This is a genomic window from Mycobacterium sp. NGS66 (assembly GCF_059812225.1).
The window spans coordinates 39,096-58,814 of the sequence record NZ_JCALCG010000012.1 but is presented as its reverse complement, the minus strand read 5'-3'; the positions used below and the strand labels follow the sequence as shown (position 1 = coordinate 58,814).

20 protein-coding genes are annotated in these 19,719 nt (G+C 65.5%); 11 read left to right on the top strand and 9 right to left on the bottom strand.

The annotated features are described in order from the left end of the window. The first annotated feature begins 5 nt into the window (after positions 1-5). From AC5Y2L_RS20395 to AC5Y2L_RS20375, 5 genes are all read left to right on the top strand, one after another. On the top strand, positions 6-707 hold the full coding sequence (locus tag AC5Y2L_RS20395) for an MBL fold metallo-hydrolase (protein ID WP_499937597.1): 702 nt from the start codon (positions 6-8) through the stop codon (positions 705-707). Between the two features lie 195 nt (positions 708-902). Then, positions 903-3,191, top strand: a complete 2,289-nt coding sequence (gene aceA, locus AC5Y2L_RS20390; RefSeq protein ID WP_499937595.1) for an isocitrate lyase ICL2 — start codon at positions 903-905, stop codon at positions 3,189-3,191. 76 nt (positions 3,192-3,267) lie between these two features. Then, positions 3,268-3,708 carry a hypothetical protein gene (locus AC5Y2L_RS20385; RefSeq protein ID WP_499937593.1) on the top strand — a complete coding sequence of 147 codons (441 nt, stop codon included), beginning with the start codon at positions 3,268-3,270 and terminating at the stop codon, positions 3,706-3,708. Positions 3,709-3,788: 80 nt separating this feature from the next. Continuing rightward, positions 3,789-4,952 carry an LLM class flavin-dependent oxidoreductase gene (locus AC5Y2L_RS20380; protein ID WP_499937591.1) on the top strand — a complete coding sequence of 388 codons (1,164 nt, stop codon included), beginning with the start codon at positions 3,789-3,791 and terminating at the stop codon, positions 4,950-4,952. A 54-nt stretch (positions 4,953-5,006) separates the two neighbouring features. Next, a complete protein-coding gene (locus tag AC5Y2L_RS20375) occupies positions 5,007-5,300 on the top strand; it encodes a hypothetical protein (protein ID WP_499937590.1) in 294 nt (97 codons plus the stop codon). Positions 5,301-5,352: 52 nt separating this feature from the next. Here AC5Y2L_RS20375 and AC5Y2L_RS20370 read toward each other — a convergent pair whose 3' ends face one another. Continuing rightward, positions 5,353-5,811 (bottom strand): SRPBCC family protein, encoded by a 459-nt coding sequence (locus AC5Y2L_RS20370; protein ID WP_499937588.1) that lies wholly within the window; start codon positions 5,809-5,811, stop codon positions 5,353-5,355. A 285-nt stretch (positions 5,812-6,096) separates the two neighbouring features. Between AC5Y2L_RS20370 and lipL the strand changes: the two genes are divergently transcribed. The 3 genes from lipL to AC5Y2L_RS20355 all read left to right on the top strand — a co-directional run bounded on the left by lipL (position 6,097) and on the right by AC5Y2L_RS20355 (position 9,849). Continuing rightward, on the top strand, positions 6,097-7,380 hold the full coding sequence (lipL, locus tag AC5Y2L_RS20365) for an esterase/beta-lactamase LipL (RefSeq protein ID WP_499937587.1): 1,284 nt from the start codon (positions 6,097-6,099) through the stop codon (positions 7,378-7,380). 72 nt (positions 7,381-7,452) lie between these two features. Then, positions 7,453-9,297, top strand: coding sequence for a fatty acyl-AMP ligase (locus AC5Y2L_RS20360; RefSeq protein WP_499937585.1), 1,845 nt, complete (start codon positions 7,453-7,455; stop codon positions 9,295-9,297). Positions 9,298-9,372: 75 nt separating this feature from the next. Continuing rightward, complete coding sequence (locus AC5Y2L_RS20355) at positions 9,373-9,849, top strand: nuclear transport factor 2 family protein (protein WP_499937584.1); 477 nt, start codon at positions 9,373-9,375, stop codon at positions 9,847-9,849. On the opposite strand, the gene AC5Y2L_RS20350 is transcribed toward AC5Y2L_RS20355, so the two are convergent. The 3 genes from AC5Y2L_RS20350 to AC5Y2L_RS20340 all read right to left on the bottom strand — a co-directional run bounded on the left by AC5Y2L_RS20350 (position 9,846) and on the right by AC5Y2L_RS20340 (position 12,850). Further along, on the bottom strand, positions 9,846-10,910 hold the full coding sequence (locus AC5Y2L_RS20350; protein ID WP_499937583.1) for an alpha/beta hydrolase: 1,065 nt from the start codon (positions 10,908-10,910) through the stop codon (positions 9,846-9,848). The genes AC5Y2L_RS20355 and AC5Y2L_RS20350 overlap by 4 nt on opposite strands. A 213-nt stretch (positions 10,911-11,123) precedes the next feature. Continuing rightward, on the bottom strand, positions 11,124-11,867 hold the full coding sequence (locus AC5Y2L_RS20345; RefSeq protein ID WP_499937581.1) for a DJ-1/PfpI family protein: 744 nt from the start codon (positions 11,865-11,867) through the stop codon (positions 11,124-11,126). Between the two features lie 32 nt (positions 11,868-11,899). After that, positions 11,900-12,850 carry a GlxA family transcriptional regulator gene (locus AC5Y2L_RS20340; protein ID WP_499937579.1) on the bottom strand — a complete coding sequence of 317 codons (951 nt, stop codon included), beginning with the start codon at positions 12,848-12,850 and terminating at the stop codon, positions 11,900-11,902. A 119-nt stretch (positions 12,851-12,969) separates the two neighbouring features. Between AC5Y2L_RS20340 and tpx the strand changes: the two genes are divergently transcribed. Continuing rightward, positions 12,970-13,464, top strand: a complete 495-nt coding sequence (gene tpx, locus AC5Y2L_RS20335; protein ID WP_499937578.1) for a thiol peroxidase — start codon at positions 12,970-12,972, stop codon at positions 13,462-13,464. A 62-nt stretch (positions 13,465-13,526) separates the two neighbouring features. On the opposite strand, the gene AC5Y2L_RS20330 is transcribed toward tpx, so the two are convergent. Beyond that, complete coding sequence (locus AC5Y2L_RS20330; protein WP_499937577.1) at positions 13,527-13,901, bottom strand: NYN domain-containing protein; 375 nt, start codon at positions 13,899-13,901, stop codon at positions 13,527-13,529. A 30-nt stretch (positions 13,902-13,931) separates the two neighbouring features. Continuing rightward, entirely contained in the window at positions 13,932-14,753 is an 822-nt protein-coding gene (locus AC5Y2L_RS20325) for an alpha/beta fold hydrolase (RefSeq protein WP_499937575.1), read from the bottom strand. A 122-nt stretch (positions 14,754-14,875) separates the two neighbouring features. Here AC5Y2L_RS20325 and AC5Y2L_RS20320 point away from each other — a divergent pair, with 122 nt between their 5' ends. Beyond that, the gene (locus AC5Y2L_RS20320; RefSeq protein ID WP_499937574.1) at positions 14,876-15,718 is read left to right on the top strand and encodes a class I SAM-dependent methyltransferase; all 843 of its coding nucleotides are present in this window, start codon (positions 14,876-14,878) and stop codon (positions 15,716-15,718) included. 4 nt (positions 15,719-15,722) lie between these two features. Here the strand turns inward: AC5Y2L_RS20320 and AC5Y2L_RS20315 are convergent, their stop codons facing one another. Then, positions 15,723-16,553: a glycoside hydrolase family 16 protein gene (locus tag AC5Y2L_RS20315; RefSeq protein ID WP_499937572.1), complete on the bottom strand. Its 831-nt coding sequence runs from the start codon at positions 16,551-16,553 to the stop codon at positions 15,723-15,725. A 48-nt stretch (positions 16,554-16,601) separates the two neighbouring features. Continuing rightward, complete coding sequence (locus AC5Y2L_RS20310) at positions 16,602-18,056, bottom strand: aldehyde dehydrogenase family protein (RefSeq protein WP_499937571.1); 1,455 nt, start codon at positions 18,054-18,056, stop codon at positions 16,602-16,604. Between the two features lie 158 nt (positions 18,057-18,214). Here AC5Y2L_RS20310 and AC5Y2L_RS20305 point away from each other — a divergent pair, with 158 nt between their 5' ends. After that, on the top strand, positions 18,215-19,255 hold the full coding sequence (locus tag AC5Y2L_RS20305; RefSeq protein ID WP_499937570.1) for a M48 family metallopeptidase: 1,041 nt from the start codon (positions 18,215-18,217) through the stop codon (positions 19,253-19,255). Between the two features lie 74 nt (positions 19,256-19,329). Here AC5Y2L_RS20305 and AC5Y2L_RS20300 read toward each other — a convergent pair whose 3' ends face one another. After that, positions 19,330-19,584 (bottom strand): hypothetical protein, encoded by a 255-nt coding sequence (locus AC5Y2L_RS20300; protein WP_499937568.1) that lies wholly within the window; start codon positions 19,582-19,584, stop codon positions 19,330-19,332. Between the last annotated feature and the right edge of the window lie 135 nt (positions 19,585-19,719).

Genomic DNA, 19,719 nt, shown 5'->3' with positions numbered 1-19,719 from the left:
TTTCTATGTATCTTGCCTGGGAGCAGGTGGCCGACGGTGTGCATCGCAGCCGAATGGCGTTCTGCGACGTCACTATCGGCCTGATCCGCGGCAGCGCAGGAGCATTACTCGTCGACACCGGCACCACTCTTACCGAAGCCGCCGCGGTCGATGCCGACGCCCGGGAGCTGACCGACGGACCGGTTACCCATATTGTGTTGACGCACAAGCACTTCGACCATGTGCTGGGCTCCGGGGGCTTTCCCGACGCCAAGATGTACTGCGCACCCGAAGTCGCCGAACACCTGTCGTCAGCGCGGGGCGAACTTCGCAGGGACGCAGTGAGTTACGGCGCGGATGCCGCGGAGATCGATCGTGCGATCGCGGCCCTGCGGTCACCGCAACATGTGATCACCGACGCCACTATCGATCTCGGTGATCGCGCTGTCAGAGTCACCCATCTGGGCCGCGGCCACACCAACGCGGATTTGGTGGTGATCACACACGACGCCGCAGGACGGGCGGTGGTGTTCACCGGCGACCTCGTCGAGGAATCGGCCGATCCGTCGATCGACGGCGACTCCGACGTGGCGGCCTGGCCGGCGACGCTGGATCGGCTACTGGCGGCCGGGGGAGCGGACGCTGTCTACGTCCCGGGCCACGGCAGGCTGGTCGACGGGGAATTTGTGCGCCGTCAGCGGGATTGGCTGAGCCGACGCGCCTACTGAACACCTCGGGCCCGATAGTGCGGACCCGACGCCGCGGTAGCCGGCTTCAAGTCGCCAAAGTGACTGGCGAGTAGGTGATCTCTGCGAGCCGACGGCCATGGCCTTCAGCGCTTTGCTGACCGGTGATTCAACAGGCCGGTCCAGGGATACACTCTGTCAGGCAGCGGAACCGTGCTGCAGAGGGAGTGTAGGGCTATGGCCATCATCGAATCGGACACTGAAGTCCATTCACCGTTCGAACAAGAAGTCGCCGCCACCCAGCGGTACTTCGACGGTCCGCGCTTCGCCGGCATCACTCGCCTGTACACCGCCCGCCAAGTAGTAGAGCAGCGCGGCACCATTCCTACCGACTACACCGTGGCGCGGGAGGCCGCGGCGGCGTTCTATGACCGCCTGCGTGAACTGTTCGCCGCGAAGAAGAGCATCACGACATTCGGTCCCTACTCGCCGGGCCAAGCCGTGAGCATGAAGCGGATGGGCATCGAGGGGATCTACCTCGGGGGGTGGGCGACCTCGGCGAAGGGCTCCACCACCGAGGATCCCGGGCCGGACCTGGCCAGTTATCCGCTCAGCCAGGTGCCCGACGATGCCGCCGTTCTGGTGCGCGCCCTGCTCACCGCCGACCGCAATCAGCAATACCTGCGGCTGCAGATGACCGAGCAGCAGCGCGCGACCAGCCCGGAATATGACTTCCGACCGTTCATCATCGCCGACGCCGACACCGGTCACGGTGGTGACCCGCACGTACGCAACCTGATCCGCCGCTTCGTCGAAGTGGGCGTCCCGGGCTACCACATCGAAGACCAGCGGCCGGGTACCAAGAAGTGCGGCCACCAGGGCGGCAAGGTTCTGGTGCCGTCCGACGAACAGATCAAGCGCCTCAATGCCGCCCGCTTCCAGCTCGACGTCATGCGGGTGCCGGGCATCATCGTGGCCCGCACCGACGCGGAGGCGGCCAATCTGATCGACAGCCGAGCCGACGAGCGAGATCAGCCGTTCCTGCTGGGCGCGACGAATCTCAAGGTTCCTTCCTACAAATCGTGCTTCCTGGCGATGATGCGGCGCTTCTACGAGCTGGGCATCAAAGAACTCAACGGTCATCTGCTCTACGCACTCGCCGACGGCGAGTACGCCATTGCCGATGCATGGCTGGAGCGGCAAGGCCTAATGGACGCGATCTCCGAGGCCGTCGACACCTGGCGGGAGAGCGACACGGCATCCGTCGACGACCTTTACGACAAAGTCGAGTCACGGTTTGTCGCTGCCTGGGAAGACGACGCCGGCCTGATGACCTATTCAGAGGCCGTTGCCGAAGTGCTCGAATTCGACCAGAGCGAGGGCGAGCAGATCGATATGAGCCCTGCCGAGTGGCTCGCCTTCGCCGAACGGGCGTCGCTGTACACCGCGCGCTCGAAGGCCAAGGAACTGGGCGTGCATCCGCCGTGGGATTGCGAGCTGGCCAAAACCCCCGAGGGTTACTACCAGATCCGTGGCGGGATCCCGTATGCGATCGCAAAGTCGTTGGCGGCCGCGCCCTTCGCGGACATCCTGTGGATGGAAACCAAAACCGCCGACCTTGCCGACGCCCGGCAGTTCGCCGACGCGATTCATGCCGTCTACCCCGATCAGATGCTGGCATACAATCTCTCGCCGTCGTTCAACTGGGACACCACCGGCATGACCGACGAGGAGATGAAGCGCTTCCCCGAGGAGCTCGGCAAGATGGGCTTCGTCTTCAACTTCATCACCTACGGCGGACATCAGATCGACGGTGTGGCCGCCGAGGAATTTGCCACCGCGTTGCGACAGGACGGCATGCTGGCACTGGCTCGGCTACAGCGCAAGATGCGCCTGGTCGAGTCGCCCTACCGGACGCCGCAGACCCTGGTCGGCGGGCCGCGCAGCGACGCCGCATTGGCCGCCTCCTCGGGGCGCACGGCGACCACCAAGGCGATGGGCAAGGGCTCCACTCAGCACCAGCATCTGGTGCAGACCGAGGTGCCGAAGAAGTTGCTGGAGGAGTGGCTGGCGCTGTGGAGCGACCACTACGAGCTCGGCGAGAAACTACGCGTGCAACTGCGGCCGCGCCGCGCCGGTTCGGACGTGCTCGAGCTCGGCATCTACGGCGGCGATGACGAGCAGCTGGCCAACGTCGTCGTCGACCCCATCAAGGATCGGCACGGCCGCAGCATCCTTCAGGTCCGCGACCAGAACACGTTCGCCGAGAAGCTGCGGCAGAAGCGGCTGATGACCTTGATCCACCTCTGGCTGGTACACCGGTTCAAGGCCGACGCGGTGATATACGTGACGCCGACCGAAGACAACCTCTATCAGACCTCAAAGATGAAGTCGCACGGCATCTTCAGCGAGGTGTACCAGGAGGTCGGCGAGATCATCGTCGCCGAGGTGAACCACCCCCGCATCGAAGAGCTGCTCAAACCGGATCAGGTGGCGCTGCGCCGGTTGATCACCAAAGAGGGCTAGCCGCATCTCGAGTCTCGTTTGTACCCACCCTTGGCGGGGTAGGCACGTCCGAGGACTGAACGAGATTGGGGAGCGGATGAAATCACAAGCGAGGACGGCCGTCGCGGTGTTCGGAGGTGCCGCCATGCTCGTTGCGGCGGTCGGCTGCGGCGGCGGCAATAAGGGCCCGAGCAGTTCCACGACGCCGACAACAACGGCTCCGTCATCCAGCGTTGCCCCGTCTTCTACTCCGGGCACCGGCGGTCCCTCCGGCGGCGGCGGACCTGGCGGTGGCGGGGGAGGCGTCCCGGGTGGCCCGTCCGGTAGCGGTGGACCCGGCGGCGGAGGCGGCGGCATCCCCGGTGGCCCGAGCGGAGGCGGCGGTCCTGGCGGCGGAGGCGGCGGTGTTCCGGGCGGGCCCAGCGGAGGCGGCGGTCCTGGCGGCGGGGGCGGCGGCATCCCCGGGGTCGGCGGCGGAGGTGGAGGCCCGGGCGGCGGTGGTGGCTGCGTCGGCAACATTTGCGGCGGCTATCCGTGATCGTCCGCTGAGCCGAGCCTAGGGTCCCTGTCCGGATTCGCGTTAGGGTTCTCCTGAACTCGACCGCAAGGGGACCCGTCATGGCCAAGCTCAGGTTCGGATACTTCATCGCCCCGTTCCATCGGGCCGGCACCAACCCGACGCTGGCCCTGCAGCGCGACCTGGAGTTCATCCAGCACATCGACGCGCTGGGGTTCGACGAGGTATGGCTGGGCGAGCACCACTCCGCCGGCAGCGAGATCATCAGCTCGCCAGAGGTTTTCATCGCCGCGGCGGCCGAGCGCGCCAAACGGATTCGGTTCGGCACCGGCGTCATCTCGCTGGCGTATCACAACCCGCTCTGGGTCGCCGACCGGCTGATGTTGCTGGATCACCTGACCCATGGCCGGGTGATCGGCGGTATGGGCCCGGGCTCGCTGCCCACCGATTCGGCGATGATCGGGTTGAATCCGACGGACACCCGTGAACTCCTGGAAACCAACCTCGACATCGTGGTGCGGCTGCTGGCCGGCGAGACCGTCAGCGCAAAGACCGCGACGCATCAGCTGTTCGACGCCCGGTTGCAGCTGGCGCCGTACTCCGAGGGCGGCATTCCGCTGGCGGTGGCCGCGGTGGCCTCACCCACCGGTGCGCGGCTGGCCGGAAAGCATGGCATCGGCCTGCTCTCCATCGGCGCGACGCTGACGGTCGACGGGTTCAATGCGCTCTCGTACCACTGGGGCATCGTCGAAGAGCGCGCCGCGGCGTTCGGCACCCAGGTTGACCGCTCGAACTGGGCCTTGGTAGGACCGTTCCATATCGCCGAGACCGACGCGCAGGCCCGCGCGGACGTCAAGTTCGGCATCGAGTCGTGGTTCAACTACTTCCAGAAGGTGGCCGCGTTCCCGCAGATGACCATGCCGGGGGAGCAGCTCGACGAGATGATCGACATCATCAATGACAACGGGGCCGGCGTCATCGGTACGCCGGAGCGGGCGCGGGAGCAGGTGCAACGGCTTTGGGACAAGTCCGGCGGGTTTGGTTGCATGCTGCAGATGGCCCACGAGTGGGCCAATCCGGCTGCCACCAAACGGTCCGCGGAGCTGTTCGCCGCCGAAGTGATCCCGCATTTTCAGGGGCAGGCGCAACCGACCCTGGACGCCGCAGCGCGTGCCGGTCAGGTGCGCGAGGGCCTGGCGCAGTCACAGCTGCAAGCCGTCGAGCACATGGCCAAGAAGTATCAGGACGAGGTCGCTTCGAAGTAGCGGGCCCCGGCAGCGCTTATTGCCTGACCTCGGCGGCGGGTACATGATGCATGCATGCGCCTCATCTACGTCGCTGCCGCGGTGCTCATGGCCCCGGTGGTAATCGGGGCATCGCCTGCGCACGCCGACACGCACAGCTATCTTCGCTGCATTAAAAGCGATGCGGAGCTCCCGCCCGGCGCTGAAGCAAAAGATCTGCCCTATGTTTCATTTATTGAGAACGAATTCAAATCTGGTAAATCCCGCGCCCACGTAGCGCAGGAATTGGTGAGCATGGGAGTCAAGCCGGAAGTCGCGGCCCTGCAAGTGAATTGTGTAATGGACAACTGGCCGATCGGGACGTCCTGAGCCACTGTGCGGTGGCGCACTTCGGCATACGGCGCGGGCGCCCCGGACGGGACTAGTGCGCGGACTCGCGTTCGGCAGCTTTCACCAGCCGTCCCGCGAAGAACCGCACCGCGCCGCCCATCGCGGCGCGCACCAGCGGACCCGTCCCGCGAACCTTTTCGACAAACGAACCAGTCCAGCGGATATCGGTGCCGCCGGCGGCATTCGGAGTAAAGGTCACCTCTGCCAGGTAGTCCTCGACCGGCGCAGTCCCCACCAGCTTGTAGACGTGACGGCGATCCTGCTCGTACTCGACCGTTTCCTCCTGGACGAAAACCGGCCACGCGCCGACCTTCCGAATGGCCCCGACCCCGCCCGGCGCCGGATCACCCTGGCGCGCCCAACTCGAGCTGAACACGATCGGCTTGGCCCACTTCGACCAGTTTCCACCGTCGACCTCGAGGCGAAACAATGTCGCCGCTGGGGCGCTGCTGGTCTTATTGACCTCAAACGAATATTTCCGACCCGACATGCCCGACTCCCTCATAGCCCTGTTGAAAGACCTGACTGACCCTACCTGCGCGGAGGACTGACGTGGATACCGGCGAGCTGCACCTCGCGGTATGCCGACGGTTCGGGTCCGCCGTCCAATCCGCCGACGGCAAATGGGATCGCAGCTCCCCGTGTCATTGCGCCCGACGCCGACAGTCAGTCGAGGTTATTGGCCCGGTTGGGCCGCGACCCATCATGGCGGCCCGACTGAACCTCAATCCTCATTTTGCATACGCCGTGGCTGCCCGGGCGGAATCATTCACCTATGGCAAATCCGTCCGTCCTCACCGCTGACGACGGCCTACCGTCCGGCGTGCAAGGTGCCTGTGATTCTCGCTTCGGGGTAGCAATCAAGGCGTTCTCGGCGTTGTTCCCCGCCCGCAAGTTCGGCGGCGGCGCACTGTCCGTGTACATCGACGGGATACAGGTCGTCGACGTGTGGACGGGGTTCGCGGACCGAAAGGGCGAGGTGCCATGGACGGCCGATACCGGCGCCATGGTGTTCTCCGCCACCAAGGGCTTGTCCGCGACGGTGATCCACCGGCTGGCCGACCGCGGGCTGCTGTCCTACGAAGCGCCCGTCGCGGAGTACTGGCCGGAGTTCGGAGCCAACGGCAAATCCGAGATCACTGTCAGCGATGTGCTGCGGCACCGATCCGGGCTGGCGCATCTGAAAGGTGTTGGCAAAGAAGAGATCCTGGATCACCTCGCGATGGAGGCCCGGCTGGCCGAGGCGCCACTGGATTCCCAGCATGGAAAGCTGGCCTACCACGCGATCACCTATGGGTGGCTGCTGTCCGGGTTGGCCAGGGCGGTGACCGGTAAGGGCATGCGGGAGCTGTTCCGCGAGGAACTGGCCGAACCACTCGACACCGACGGCCTGCACCTGGGTCGTCCGCCGGCCGACGCGCCGACCACCGTGGCCCAGACGCTGCTGCCGCAGACCAATTTCCCGACGCCGGTGCTCGACTTCGTCGCGCCGAAAATCGCGGGCTTGTCGTTCTCCGGAGTGCTCGGCTCGATATATTTCCCCGGAATCCTTTCCATGCTGCAGGGCGATATGCCGTTTCTCGACGGCGAGATCCCCGCCGTCAACGGTGTGGTCACCGCACGTGCCCTGGCCAAGGTGTACGGCGCCATCGCGAACGGGGGTGAAATCGAGGGATCACGACTGTTGTCGGCAGAGTTGGTGGACGGGCTGAAGGCAAAGCCCGACCTGACCCCGGACTTGAACCTCGGTATCCCGTTCACCTACCACCACGGCTACCAGTCGTCGCCGATACCCGGGCTGCTGCCGGGCTACGGACATATCGGCCTGGGCGGAACGGTCGGGTGGGCCGATCCTGACACCGGCAGCTCCCTGGCCTACGTGCACAACCGTCTGCTGACACTGATGCTGTTCGACGTGGGGTCGTTCGCGGGCTTGGCCCCGCTGCTGAGCAGTGCTGTCGGAGCGGCCCGCAAAGACGGCCCACTCGAGGTGCCGCACCTGGGTGCGCCGTACTACCAACCGAATCAGACGGGTGCGAGCTCCGGCACCGTGTCATAACTGGACGCGACCGCCCGCCGGGCTCAGGTACAGCACGGACTTCAGCCGGGCGCCCCTGCCTAGACTTCGGGTATGGATTTCGGTTCACAGCAGGACTCCACCGCGCCAAAAGGCCTGCTAGAGATCGACGATTGCCTGGACTCCGACGGAAATATCGCGTTGCCGGCGGGTACCACACTGATCTCTCTCATCGAACGCAACGTCGCCAACATCGGCGATCTGGTGGCATACCGCTACCTGGATTACGCGCGGTCCGAGGGACAGGCCCACGAGATCACCTGGACCGAATTCGGTGCGCGCCTGCAGGCCATCAGTGCACGCGTGCAACAGTTCGCCGGACTGGGTGACCGGGTGGCCGTCCTCGCTCCACAGGGCATCGACTGGGTTGCGGGGTTCTATGCGGCGATCAAAGCGGGCAGCATCGCGGTGCCGTTGTTCGCCCCCGAACTGCCGGGCCACGCCGAACGGCTGGAAATTGCGCTGCAGGATTCCCAGCCCACAGTCGTGCTCACCACGACGGCGGGCAGACAAGCGATCGAAAGTTTTCTGGCCGGCCGTCCGCAGCTGGGCCAGCCGCAGGTCATCGTCATCGACGAGATACCCGACTCGGCGGGTGAGCAATTCCGCCCGGTCGAACTGGATTTGGACGCAGTTTCCTACCTGCAGTACACCTCCGGCGCCACCCGCCCGCCGGTGGGCGTGGAGATCACTCACCGCGCGGTCCAGACCAACCTGGTGCAGATGATCCTGTCGATCGACCTGCTGAACCGAAATACCCACGGCGTCAGCTGGTTACCGCTCTACCACGACATGGGCTTGTCCATGATCGGATTCCCGACGGTGTACGGCGGACACACCACGCTGATGTCGCCCACCGCCTTCGTCCGCCGGCCGCAGCGCTGGATTCAGGCGCTGTCCGCGGGATCCCGGACCGGACGGGTGGTGACGGCCGCGCCCAACTTCGCCTACGAATGGACGGCGCAACGCGGACTGCCCGCCGCCGGTGACGATATCGACCTGAGCAACGTCGTGCTGATCATCGGCTCCGAGCCGGTAAGCATCGACGCGGTGACGACGTTCAATAAAGCGTTCGGCCCGTACGGATTACCGCGCACGGCGTTCAAACCCTCGTACGGCATCGCGGAGGCAACGCTGATGATCGCAACCATTGGCCACACCGCCGAGACCACGGTCATCTATCTCGACCGGGAGCAACTGGGCGCCGGCCGGGCGGTTCCCGTGGCAGCGGATGCCCCCAACGCCGTCGCGCAAGTTTCCTGCGGTCAGGTTGCCCGCAGCCTATGGGGCGTGATCGTCAACCCCGACACCGGAACCGAGCTGCCCGACGGCCAGATCGGCGAAGTCTGGCTGCACGGCGACAACGTAGGCCGAGGCTATTGGCGACGGCCCGAGGAGACCCGGCTGACGTTCGGCGCCAAGCTGCAATCGCGGCTGCGCGAAGGCAGCCACGCCGACGGCACGCCAATTGACGGAAACTGGCTGCGCACAGGCGATTTGGGCGTCTACCTGGACGGCGAACTCTACATCACCGGCCGGATCGCGGATCTGGTTACCATCGACGGCCGCAATCACTATCCGCAGGACATCGAAGCCACCACCACCGCGGCGTCACCCTTGGTACGACGGGGATACGTGACAGCGTTCGCCGCGCCGGCCGGATCGGCCGACGCCGGCGAGCAACTGGTGATCGTCGCCGAACGTGCGCCCGGCACCAGTCGCGCGGACCCGCAGCCGGCCATCCAGGCTATCCGCTCAGCGGTGTCGAACCGCCACGAGGTCGTCCCCGCGGACATCGTTTTCCTGCCGGCCGGCGCCATTCCACGCACTACGAGCGGAAAACTGGCGCGACGGGCCTGCCGTGAGCAATACCTCAGCGGCGAATTGGGTGCGCATTAGCAGGGGCATGGTCCTTTCGGGCGGCCGACCAGCAATTACCGGAGTTCCGCCGTCGTGCGCCTTAGGGTGTCTGGCATGGGCAAATTCACCAGAGCCGAAATCGAGCAAGCCGTCAGCCACTACACCGCTGTGGTCGAAGGGTGCTCGGCCTCCGGCGACTGGCGACCCTTCGCAGACCTGTTCACCGAGGACGTCGTCTACACCGAGCACCACTACGGTGTCTTTCACGGGCGTGAGGCGGTGCGCGAGTGGATCGTCGGCGTCATGGCGCCGTTCCCGCACATGCGCTTCCCCAGCGACTGGATCGCCTTCGACGAAGACAATGACGCCGTCGTGATGATGATCAGGAATCTGCTCGATCACCCGACGGACCCGGACGGCGAACCGTTCTGGTTCCCGAACTGGACGCGGCTGGTCTACGCCGGTGACGGGTTGTTCTCCAGCGAGGAAGACATCTACAACCCGAACCGTGATGCGCCCCGAGTCGTCAGTGCCTGGCTACAGGCCGGCGGCACGCTGGCCACCGACGAGATCCCGCAGCCCCAGGGTTAGCTGGCGACCTCGCGAAGGTACTCGGGGGTGGCTGCCCGGATGTAGTCGGCGATCTGGCGTAATGACCGATCCGCTTCCGGAACGAGCCCGGCGGCGATCTGGAAGCCATGCAGCTGCCCAGGCCAGATCCGCACTTCCACCGGCACACCGGCGTCGGCCAGCCGGCGGGCTCCCAAACGCGCGTCGTGCAGCATGACCTCCGAGCCCGACACGTGGATAAGCGTCTTGGGCAGTCCACGTCGGACCTGGTCCAGCGGCTCGATCACGTCTTCGGGCGCGCCGTCGACGACGCGACGGGATGCGGCCTTCTCGATGAGGTCGTTGAGGAAGTCGAAAACCCCGGCCCCGAACAGCGCATCGGAGTGGATGTTGGGGTGCGCTTGCTTGGCGTCGGCGCGCAACTGCAGCAGCGGAGACATCGCGACCAGAGCCGCCAAGTGCTCGCCGTCGGCCAGCAGCCGCTCAGCCAGTGCCAGGGAAAGGTAGCCGCCGGCCGAATCACCCGCGACGACGATTTGGTCTGCCTCGTAACCGATTTCGCGCAGCCAGTAGTAGCCGTCCTCGCAGTCGTCGAGCGCCTGACCGATCGAGTGCTTGGGCAACAAGCGATAGTCCACCAAGAGCACCGGCGCATCGATGTCGCGCGAGAGTATCGAGGCCATCCGTGCGTGCGTGTGATTTCCGCCGGCCAAGAACGCGCCGCCGTGCAGGAAAAGCAGGACACGCCCGGTGCCGTCGGCCGGTCGCACACCCTTGGCTCGAATGACCTGGGCAGTGCAGTTCGCCAACTCCACCGTGGAGAGCTCGGTGCCCGCGATGGGCGGCAACGCGCGGGCGACAAAGTCCAACGCACCATAGGGCCACGGAATCGGTAGCTGGCTACCAATTGACAGCGCCGGGCGCAGGGCGAGCCGCGCGCCGAGTGAGAGTAGCCTCCCGGCCACGCTCGGGGCGCCTTCGACGATCTCAACGGGCGCGCCGCCATCATGGCGAAAACGACGGCGACGGCGTGAGCGAACGTCGCTGTGGTGGGGGTGGACCCGACTCGCTAGCGTGGTCATCGCGCTTCCTTCGATTCGTTCCGCAACCTCGGTGGCGGAAAGTCTCTGAATGTCCCGCTGTCTGCGGCATTGAGCACGATGCTTCCTAAGTCACCTAAATGAGTTCTCCACGACTTCTAAAAGGATCCTTGGAGGGCGGCCCGCAAATGTGCCGAGCAGACACAAAAGCACCCGATTTCGTGCGGAAACGGGTGCTTTTGCGGCTGCTGGCGCTTAGGCCGAAGAGCCCACAGGCAGCCGCTTGCGCCGCCTGGACCGGACCGCAGCCAGTGCCTGGTCCCACGCCAGCATCGTGGTGGCCTTGAGGTTGGCCGGCTTGGCGCTGTCCTTGGAGAGCAGCGCTGTCGCGGCGGCCTTAGTGGCCGTCGACGCCTTCGACAGGTGGCCGGAATCGAACGGCGGTTGCGGATCGTATTCGATGGCGAGCTGGATCGCCTTCGCGCGGCTTTCCCCGGCCATCTGTCCGGCCAGCCACAGCGCCAGGTCAAGTCCCGCAGATACACCGGCACTGGTAATGACGTTGTCCTGGTGGACTATTCGCTCGTCGCCGACGGGAGTGACGCCGAACGCCTTCAGCGCGGGAAGTGCGATCCAATGCGACGTCGCGCGCTTATCTTTGAGCAAGCCGGCGGCAGCCAGGATCACCGAACCCGAACACACCGACGTCGTCCAGCTGGCGGTCTGGTGAGCCCGCCGCAGCCAGTCGAGCAGCTTCTCGTCGCGGGCATGCACGGGAGTCGACGGGCCACCGGGCACCAGAATCACGTCGGGACAAGGTGTTTCATCCAGCGTGTGCGTGGCGCCGAGCAGCAGGACGCCGGAGTCGGCGGTGATCGGGCCGGCCTCATGCCAGACGAACCGTACGTCGGCATGCGGCAACTGCCGTAACACCTCGTAGGGGCCGATCATGTCCAGCGCGGTGAATCCGGGGTATGCCACGAAGGCGATTTGGGTCATCTGGTTCCTTTCTAGCTGGGGCTCTTCAGGTTTCAGGCAAACGCTTTGCGGTACTGGTCCGGCGAGACGCCGATACGACGAATGAAGTTGCGCCGCATGGTTTCCGCGGTGCCAAAGCCACAGCGGGCGGCAATCGCCACGACGGTGTCGTCGGACTCTTCCAACTGCCGGCGAGCGGCTTCGGTCCGGATGCGTTCCACGTACTGGCCGGGCGCCTCACCGACCTCGTCGGTGAACACGCGGGTGAAATGGCGTGGGCTCATCGCCGCGCGGCGGGCCAGCTCGTCGATGTTGTGCGAACCACCCGGTTCGGCCTCGATGGCCTCCTGCACCTCGCGGATGGGGGCTCGCTTGGCCCGCGGCATCCATACCGGCGCGGCGAACTGCGTCTGTCCACCGGGACGGCGCAGATACAGCACCAGCCAGCGGGCAACGGTTTGGGCCACCTCGGTGCCGTGGTCATCCTCGACCAGCGAGAGGGCGAGGTCGATTCCCGAGGTGACGCCCGCGGCCGTCCACACCGTCTCGGAGCTGCGGATGAAGATCGGGTCGGGGTCCACGTCGATGTTGGGAAAGTCGCGGGCCAGGCGTTCGGCGAAGGCCCAGTGTGTGGTCGCTCGGCAGCCGTCCAGCAACCCTGCCTCAGCCGCGAGGAACGCGCCCGTGCAGACCGTGACGAGACGTCGGGCCGTGCGCGCGACGTCTTTGATCCAGCTCACCAACTCGGCGTCGGCTCGTGCGGCATCGGTGCCGGCGCCGCCGGGGAGCATGACGGTATCCACCGGGTCGCTCGGGTCGGGTAGCGGTTCTGCCATGAAGGCCAGTCCGGTCGCAGTGGTGACCGGCTGGCCGGCGGGCGACACGATCGAGACCTGATATCCGCCGCTGGTGAGCAGCGACGCGGCGGTGAACACCTCATGCGGCCCTACCAAGTCGAGCGCCTGCACGCCGGGGAAGCCGACCATGAGCACCGTTCGAGCCATGAACCCAGTGTTGGCCAGCACACCGCATGGCGTCTACGCCATGCACCCCACCATTTAGGACATCGCCCGGGCCGGACCTGCCCGTCGGGTTTCCGCTCGGCCTTGGCAGACTGTGCCCCATGGCACAGATAACCTTGCGCGGAAATGCGATCAACACCGTCGGAGAACTGCCCGCAGTCGGATCACCGGCCCCAGGCTTTGCCCTGACCGGAGGCGACCTCGGAACGGTCAGCAGCGATCAATTCCGCGGTAAATCCGTGTTGCTGAACATCTTTCCGTCCATTGACACACCGGTGTGCGCGACCAGCGTCCGGACCTTCAACGAGCGCGCCGGCGCGACGGGTGCGACGGTACTGTGCGTGTCCAAGGATTTGCCGTTCGCGCAGAAACGGTTCTGCGGCGCAGAAGGCACCGAGAATGTCGTGACCGCCTCCGCGTTTCGCGACAGCTTCGGCGAGGACTACGGCGTCACCATCGCCGATGGTCCGATGGCCGGCCTGCTCGCCCGCGCGGTCGTGGTGATCGACGCCGACGGCAACGTCGCCTATGCACAGCTGGTCCCGGAGATCGCCCAGGAACCCGACTACGACGCCGCGCTCGCCGCGCTTTCCTAGGCCGAGAAGACGCAAAATCACCCTAAAAGCGCCATTTTCGGGCGACTTTGCGTCTGCTCGCGCTAGGCGCCGCGCGGGTCGATGATGTCCCGGAACGTTTCGGCCGGGCAGACCGATGCGCCCATGGCCCGGACGCGGTCGGCCAACACCCGGTCCGACGTCACGACCCGAATCTCATCCGATCGCGCGTCACCTGCTAATAGCCGGACGATCTCGTCGTCCGCCGAGTCGGCGCCGGCCCGAGGTGCGTGCGCCACCTCGATTACCGACGAATGAATGGCGGTGGGCCGCTCAAACACGACCGCCACGTCCTCGCCCGCCGCTGATGCCCACCGGTCGAGCTGGTCCACCAGCACGACCATCGCGCGGTGACGATCCTTCCACCAACCGTCCGGACGCGTCCCGATCACGTTCATGCCGTCGACAACCCACCGCACGAGGGCCCCGTTACTCAGCGCAACGCCGAATCACAAATACTGCAGCAGTCGCCCGACGAACGCATCGGGATGCTCGCGGTGCATGAAATGGCCGCCCGGAACCTCCTCGACGATGTACTCGTTTTCGAACATCCGAGCAGCACCGCGATAATCCGCCGGCGTGACGATCGGATCGTCCAAGCCCGCGAATACTACCGTAGGCACGGTGATTCGCGATTTCAGCGATGCGCTCGGGATGGGGGAGAGCTTTCGGTAGTAACCGAATGCCGCGTTCAGGCTCGCCGGGTTGGAGAAGCTCGCGCGCACCGCGTCGAACTCGGACGGATCGGGTCCCCATGTCGGTGACCAGCGCCGGTATATCGCGGGCAGGGCGGCAAAATCATTGCGGGCAAATCTGTTCGGCGCTCCCGGAAGCTTGTACGCGGCGAAGTGCCGGGCGCCCCAGAGCTTCTTCAGCGACGGCTTGAGCGCTGCGGGATGCGGAATCCCAACCACGAAAAGCTTTTTCACGCGGTCCGGACCGAGAGCAGCGGCACCGTATGCGGCCGACGCGCCCCAGTCGTGCCCGATCACTACGGCGTCAGGAGCGCCGAGCGCTTCGATCAGCGCGAGCGGATCACGCGCCAAGGTCTCTTGATCGGGGTCACGATCCGGGATCGCGGTGGGGTGGTAACCGCGCATGAACGGACTGACCGCGCGATAGCCCTTGGCAGCGATCCGCGGCCGAAGATCGTCCCACGAATGCGCAGTGTCCGGGAATCCGTGCAACATGAGCACGAGGGGGCCGGAGCCCTCCTCCAAATACGCGAACTTCAGTCCGTTCGCATCGACGAATTGGATCGCGTCGCTCATGAGTTGGGAACACTACGCCGGTCGCGCGAGCAGACGCAAAGTCCCCATTTCGTGCCGGAATTAGGGGATTTTGCGTCTGCTCGGCGATCCCGCCCCAGGCGGTGGATGCTATAACGCAACGTATGGCCGAGCCGCTCATCACGCATGTCTCCGACACCGCCCGCTGGACGGCGCTGCATCGAGCCACCGAGTCGGCGCGACCCGACGCACTGTTCAACGACCCGTTCGCCGAACGTCTCGCCGGTGAGCATGGCCGCGCTATCGTCGCCGGGACCCCGCGCACCACGCGCAACGGCTGGTGGCTGGTCGCGCGGACCAAGATCATTGACGACACGATTATCGACGCGATCGCCGACGGCTGTGACCGGGTGCTCAACTTGGCCGCCGGATTGGACACGCGCCCTTATCGTTTGGACCTTCCGGCCGATTTCGAGTGGGTAGAGGCGGACCTGCCCGCACTGCTCGCGGAGAAGACCCAGGCGCTTTCCGACCAGACGCCGCGCTGCCGGCTGACCCGGACCGCCGTCGACCTGGCGGACCCGGCTGCCCGCGACGCCTTCTTCGACGACGCCCTCGACGGCGCCGCCCGAGCGCTGGTGCTGACCGAGGGCCTGCTGATGTATCTGGAAGATCGCGATGTCACCGCGCTTTCGCAGGCGATCAAGCGTCCTGAGGTGGCCTGGTGGATGACCGACTTCGCCGGTCCGGGCCTGAAGAAGATGATGAACAAGAAAGTGGGCAGCCTGGCGGCGAACGCGCCGTTCAAGTTCGCCCCGGAGAACGGGTTGGCCTACTTCGAAGAGCTGGGCTGGCGGACGGTGGAGGTTGAGTCGTCCTTAATGGCGGCCCGACGATTTCGCCGCTTACCGTTGTCGATGCGCCTGGTCGCCCGGCTGCCCCAACCCGATCCGCGCCGCCCAGGTAAACGCCAGCCCTACAGCGCCGTCGCCCGATTCACCCACTAACCGACTACCAGACCCGTACGTAGTCGACGAGCATCTGCGCGGGATAGCTACCCGGCCCGGGATCGCCGCCGCCCGAACCGGCGACCGCAAGGTTCAACACCGGAAACGCGGTATAGCCCGGATCGTTGAACGGCCAGTCCGGCAGCGAGCTTGCCGGCACGTCGAAGTAGGGTGCCGCGCCGTCGGTGTAGTCCCGCCAGAAGCGGATACCGGCCTGATCCCACTGGCAGCGCCAGGTGTGCCACCCACTGTCCAGCGCGACGTTGTGGGTCTTCCATTCGCCACCGTTGGATTTCGCGTGGACGGTGGTCGCCGAGGGCCAGCTGCCGTTGCCGTACCACTCGATGATGTCGATTTCGCCGCGATCCTCGTTGCCCAGCCACCAGGCGGGCCAGCATCCGGCGGTCAGGCAGTCGAATTTGATGCGGGCTTCCCAGGTGTGGCCGACGCCGCCCCGCCATGGACTTTGAACCTTGCCGCCGTAATAGGTCGGGCCGTCCTTCGCCGCGCGCAGGACAAGGTTGCTCTTGCCGTCGAGGAAGACGTTCTGCCGATCGTCGCGATACTGCCCAACGTGCTCGGGCAGCTCCCAATACGTCGGATCTTTCATGGTCTCGCGGGCCCGCGCTACGGTCCACTTCGACGGATCGGGTGCTGAGCCGGCCGGCCCGTCGAACTCGTCCTGGAAGATGTAGGGCCCGGATTGGCCGCTGGGTGGCGCTGCAGGGGCCGGCTGACGTCCCCGGTCAGCAGCGGCCTGGGGGAGCGGGATCGCGGCGGTCAGCGCCGCGAAGCCCGTCATCAACATCATGTTGCGACGATCCATCTCGGGCATAAGCAAAGCACCATAGCAGCCAAGGCCGCACGGCGTGAAAACGCGAATTCAGATTTGGGCCCACACTGATTTGGTTTTCAGGTAGGCGTCGACGCCCTCATAGCCGAATTCATGACCCCAGCCGGACTGCTTGTAGCCCCCAAATGGCACCGCGTGATCGAACACCAACTGGCAGTTGAGCGTGACGGTTCCGGCTTCCAATCGCTTGGCCAGCCGATGTGCCCGGCTCAACCTGTTGGTCCAGACCGTGGCGGCCAGGCCGTAGGTGGTGTCGTTGGCCAGGTCCACCGCTTCGTCGTCGTCGTCGAACGGCAGGACGGTGACGACGGGCCCGAAGATCTCCTGCTGATACAGCCGCATGCCGCGGTCGACGTTGGCGAGGACGGTCGGGTGGACGAAGTAGCCCTTCCGGTCGAGTCGGTGCCCGCCGGTCACCACCTCGACTCCCTCGTTCTTACCCTCGTCGAGGAAACCCATGACCCGGTCGAGCTGTTTGGCACTGATCAGTGGGCCGCTGACACAGCCCTCTTCCTCGGGGCCACCCAGCTTGATCGAATTGGCAACTGCCGCAATGCCTTCCACTACCTGGTCGTATACGCCGCGCTGCACGTAGATGCGCGACCCGCACACGCAGCCCTGACCCGAGTGCACGAAGATACCCATCGCCGCCATCGGGATGGCCTTGCGCAGGTCGGCGTCGTCGTAGATCAGCACCGGCGACTTGCCGCCGAGTTCGAGCATGACCTTCTTCAGGTTGCCCGCAGACGCCCGCACGATCTCCTTGCCGACCTCGGTCGAACCGGTGAAGGCGACCTTCTCCACGTCGGGGTGGGCAACGATCGCCGCGCCGGCCGTGTGGCCGTAGCCGGTCACCAAGTTGACCACGCCGTCGGGGACACCGGCTTCGGCGATGATCTTGTCTAGCAACACAGAGGACAGCGGTGTTTCCTCGGCGGGTTTGACGACGCTGCTGCACCCGGCGGCCAGTGCCGGCGCCAGCTTTGCGCTGGCGTTGAAGATCGGGCCGTTCCACGGGAAGATCAGCCCCACCACGCCGTACGGTTCCTTGCGGGTGTAGACGTGCATGTCCACATACCTGTCCGACGCGATACCGCTGGTCTTGACGTCGTAGGCGTCGCCGCGGATTTTGCTGCACCACCCCGCGTAGTAGCGGAAGAACTCCGACGCGGTACCCACGTTCAGTTGCGCCTGCCGTAGCGGCATGCCGGTGTTGAGCGCATCGATCCTGGCGAGTTCGTCGGTGTGCTGCTCGATCAAGTCCGCGATGCGCCACATGACCTTGGCCCGCTCGCGTCCGGGCAGCCCGGCCCACACGCCCGACTTGAAGATCGCCCTGGCCCGCCCGACCGCTTCGTCGACCGCCTCGGCGCCACCGTCGGTGAACTCGGTGATCGGTTCTTCGGTGGCGGGATCGATGATCGGGATGACGTCCCCCGTCCCTGGGCGCTTACGTATTTCGTCCAATACCGTCTGCAACGCCACCATCGATCCCTTCCGCGCTGGCCCGATCCAAGATGCTGAGCACTTGCTTAGCATCGTGCGGTCGCGCGGTCAAGGTCCGTCTCCACCCGGTTTTTGGTGCGGTATCTGCCCCGCGAGCCGACCTATGCTGAGGACCTCACAACCGAATGGATCACGTCATGTCTTCGCTACCCGCCACCACTCGCACCCGGTTTCCGGACATCAGTTCGCGCGCGTGGGAGCATCCCGCCGACCGGACCGCCCTGTCCGCCCTGCGCCGGCTCAAGGGATTCGACCAGATACTGAAGCTGATGTCCGGGATGCTGCGGGAGCGCCAACACCGGCTGCTGTACCTGGCCAGTGCCGCACGCGTCGGGCCGCGCCAATTCGCCGACGTCGACGCGCTGCTCGACGAGTGCGTGGACGTTCTGGACGCGCCGACCAAACCGGAGCTCTACGTCGTCCAGTCCTCGGAGGCCAACGCCTACACCATCGGCATGGACCAGCCGTTCATCGTGATCACCTCGGGCCTGTATGACCTGATGACGCATGACGAAATGCGGTTCGTGGTGGGCCATGAGCTCGGTCACGCGCTGTCCGGTCACGCGGTGTACCGCACGATGGTGATGCATCTGATGCGGCTGGCGCGGTCGTTCGGCTTCATGCCGATCGGCGGCTGGGCGTTGCGCGCGATCGTCGCCGCCCTGCTGGAGTGGCAACGAAAATCCGAGCTGTCCGGAGACCGGGCCGGATTGCTGTGCGGCCAGGATCTGGACACCGCGATCCGGGTGGAGATGAAACTCGCCGGCGGCAGCCGACTGGACAAGCTCGACTCCGAGGCGTTCTTGGCGCAGGCGGCCGAATACGACCGGTCCGGCGATATGCGTGACGGGGTGCTCAAGCTGCTCAACCTGGAGCTGCAGTCGCACCCGTTCTCGGTGCTGCGGGCCGCCGCCCTGACCAGATGGGTGGACACCGGCGGCTACGGAAAGGTGATGTCCGGAGACTATCCGCGACGCGAAGACGACGGCAAAGCCAAATTCTCCGACGACTTCGGCGAGGCAGCTCGCCATTACAAGGATGGCTTCGACCAGTCCGAGGATCCGCTGATCAAGGGCATCCGCGACGGCCTGGGCGGCATCGTCGACGGCGTGGGACGGGCCGCAACCCATGCCGCAGATTCGTTGGGCCGCAAGATCACCGAGTGGCGTAACACGTAACCCCAACCGGCGAGCAGACGCAAAATCGCCTCAAAACTAACAGTTTTGGGCGATTTTGCGTCTGCTCGGCGCGGTTAGGTTCCCTTGTTGTAGCGGGTCAGGAAGCCGACGGCGGAGACGGCGGCGGCGACACCGATGACGCCCCACAGCACGAACTGAAAAACCAGCGCTCCGAAGAACACACCGAATGTCAGCGCGATGTAGAGCAGCCAGATCAACCGGATGACACTCCATGCCGCGAGAATGGCAGAACTGATGCCGATGTACAGGCTGCGCTGCCGGTCGACACGGTTGATCTGTTCTTCGATGCTGGCGGGCACGATTTTCATTTCGACTTTCTCCTTTGGTTGGCGTCGCCTCGTTGGCGTCGTCGTTGCGGCCAGTACAAAACGCGCCGGCAGCTACCGATCCCAAGAAACGAGTAGCGTTACGCAGCCGAACAGGTAGAACTACGCAGGCGTTGG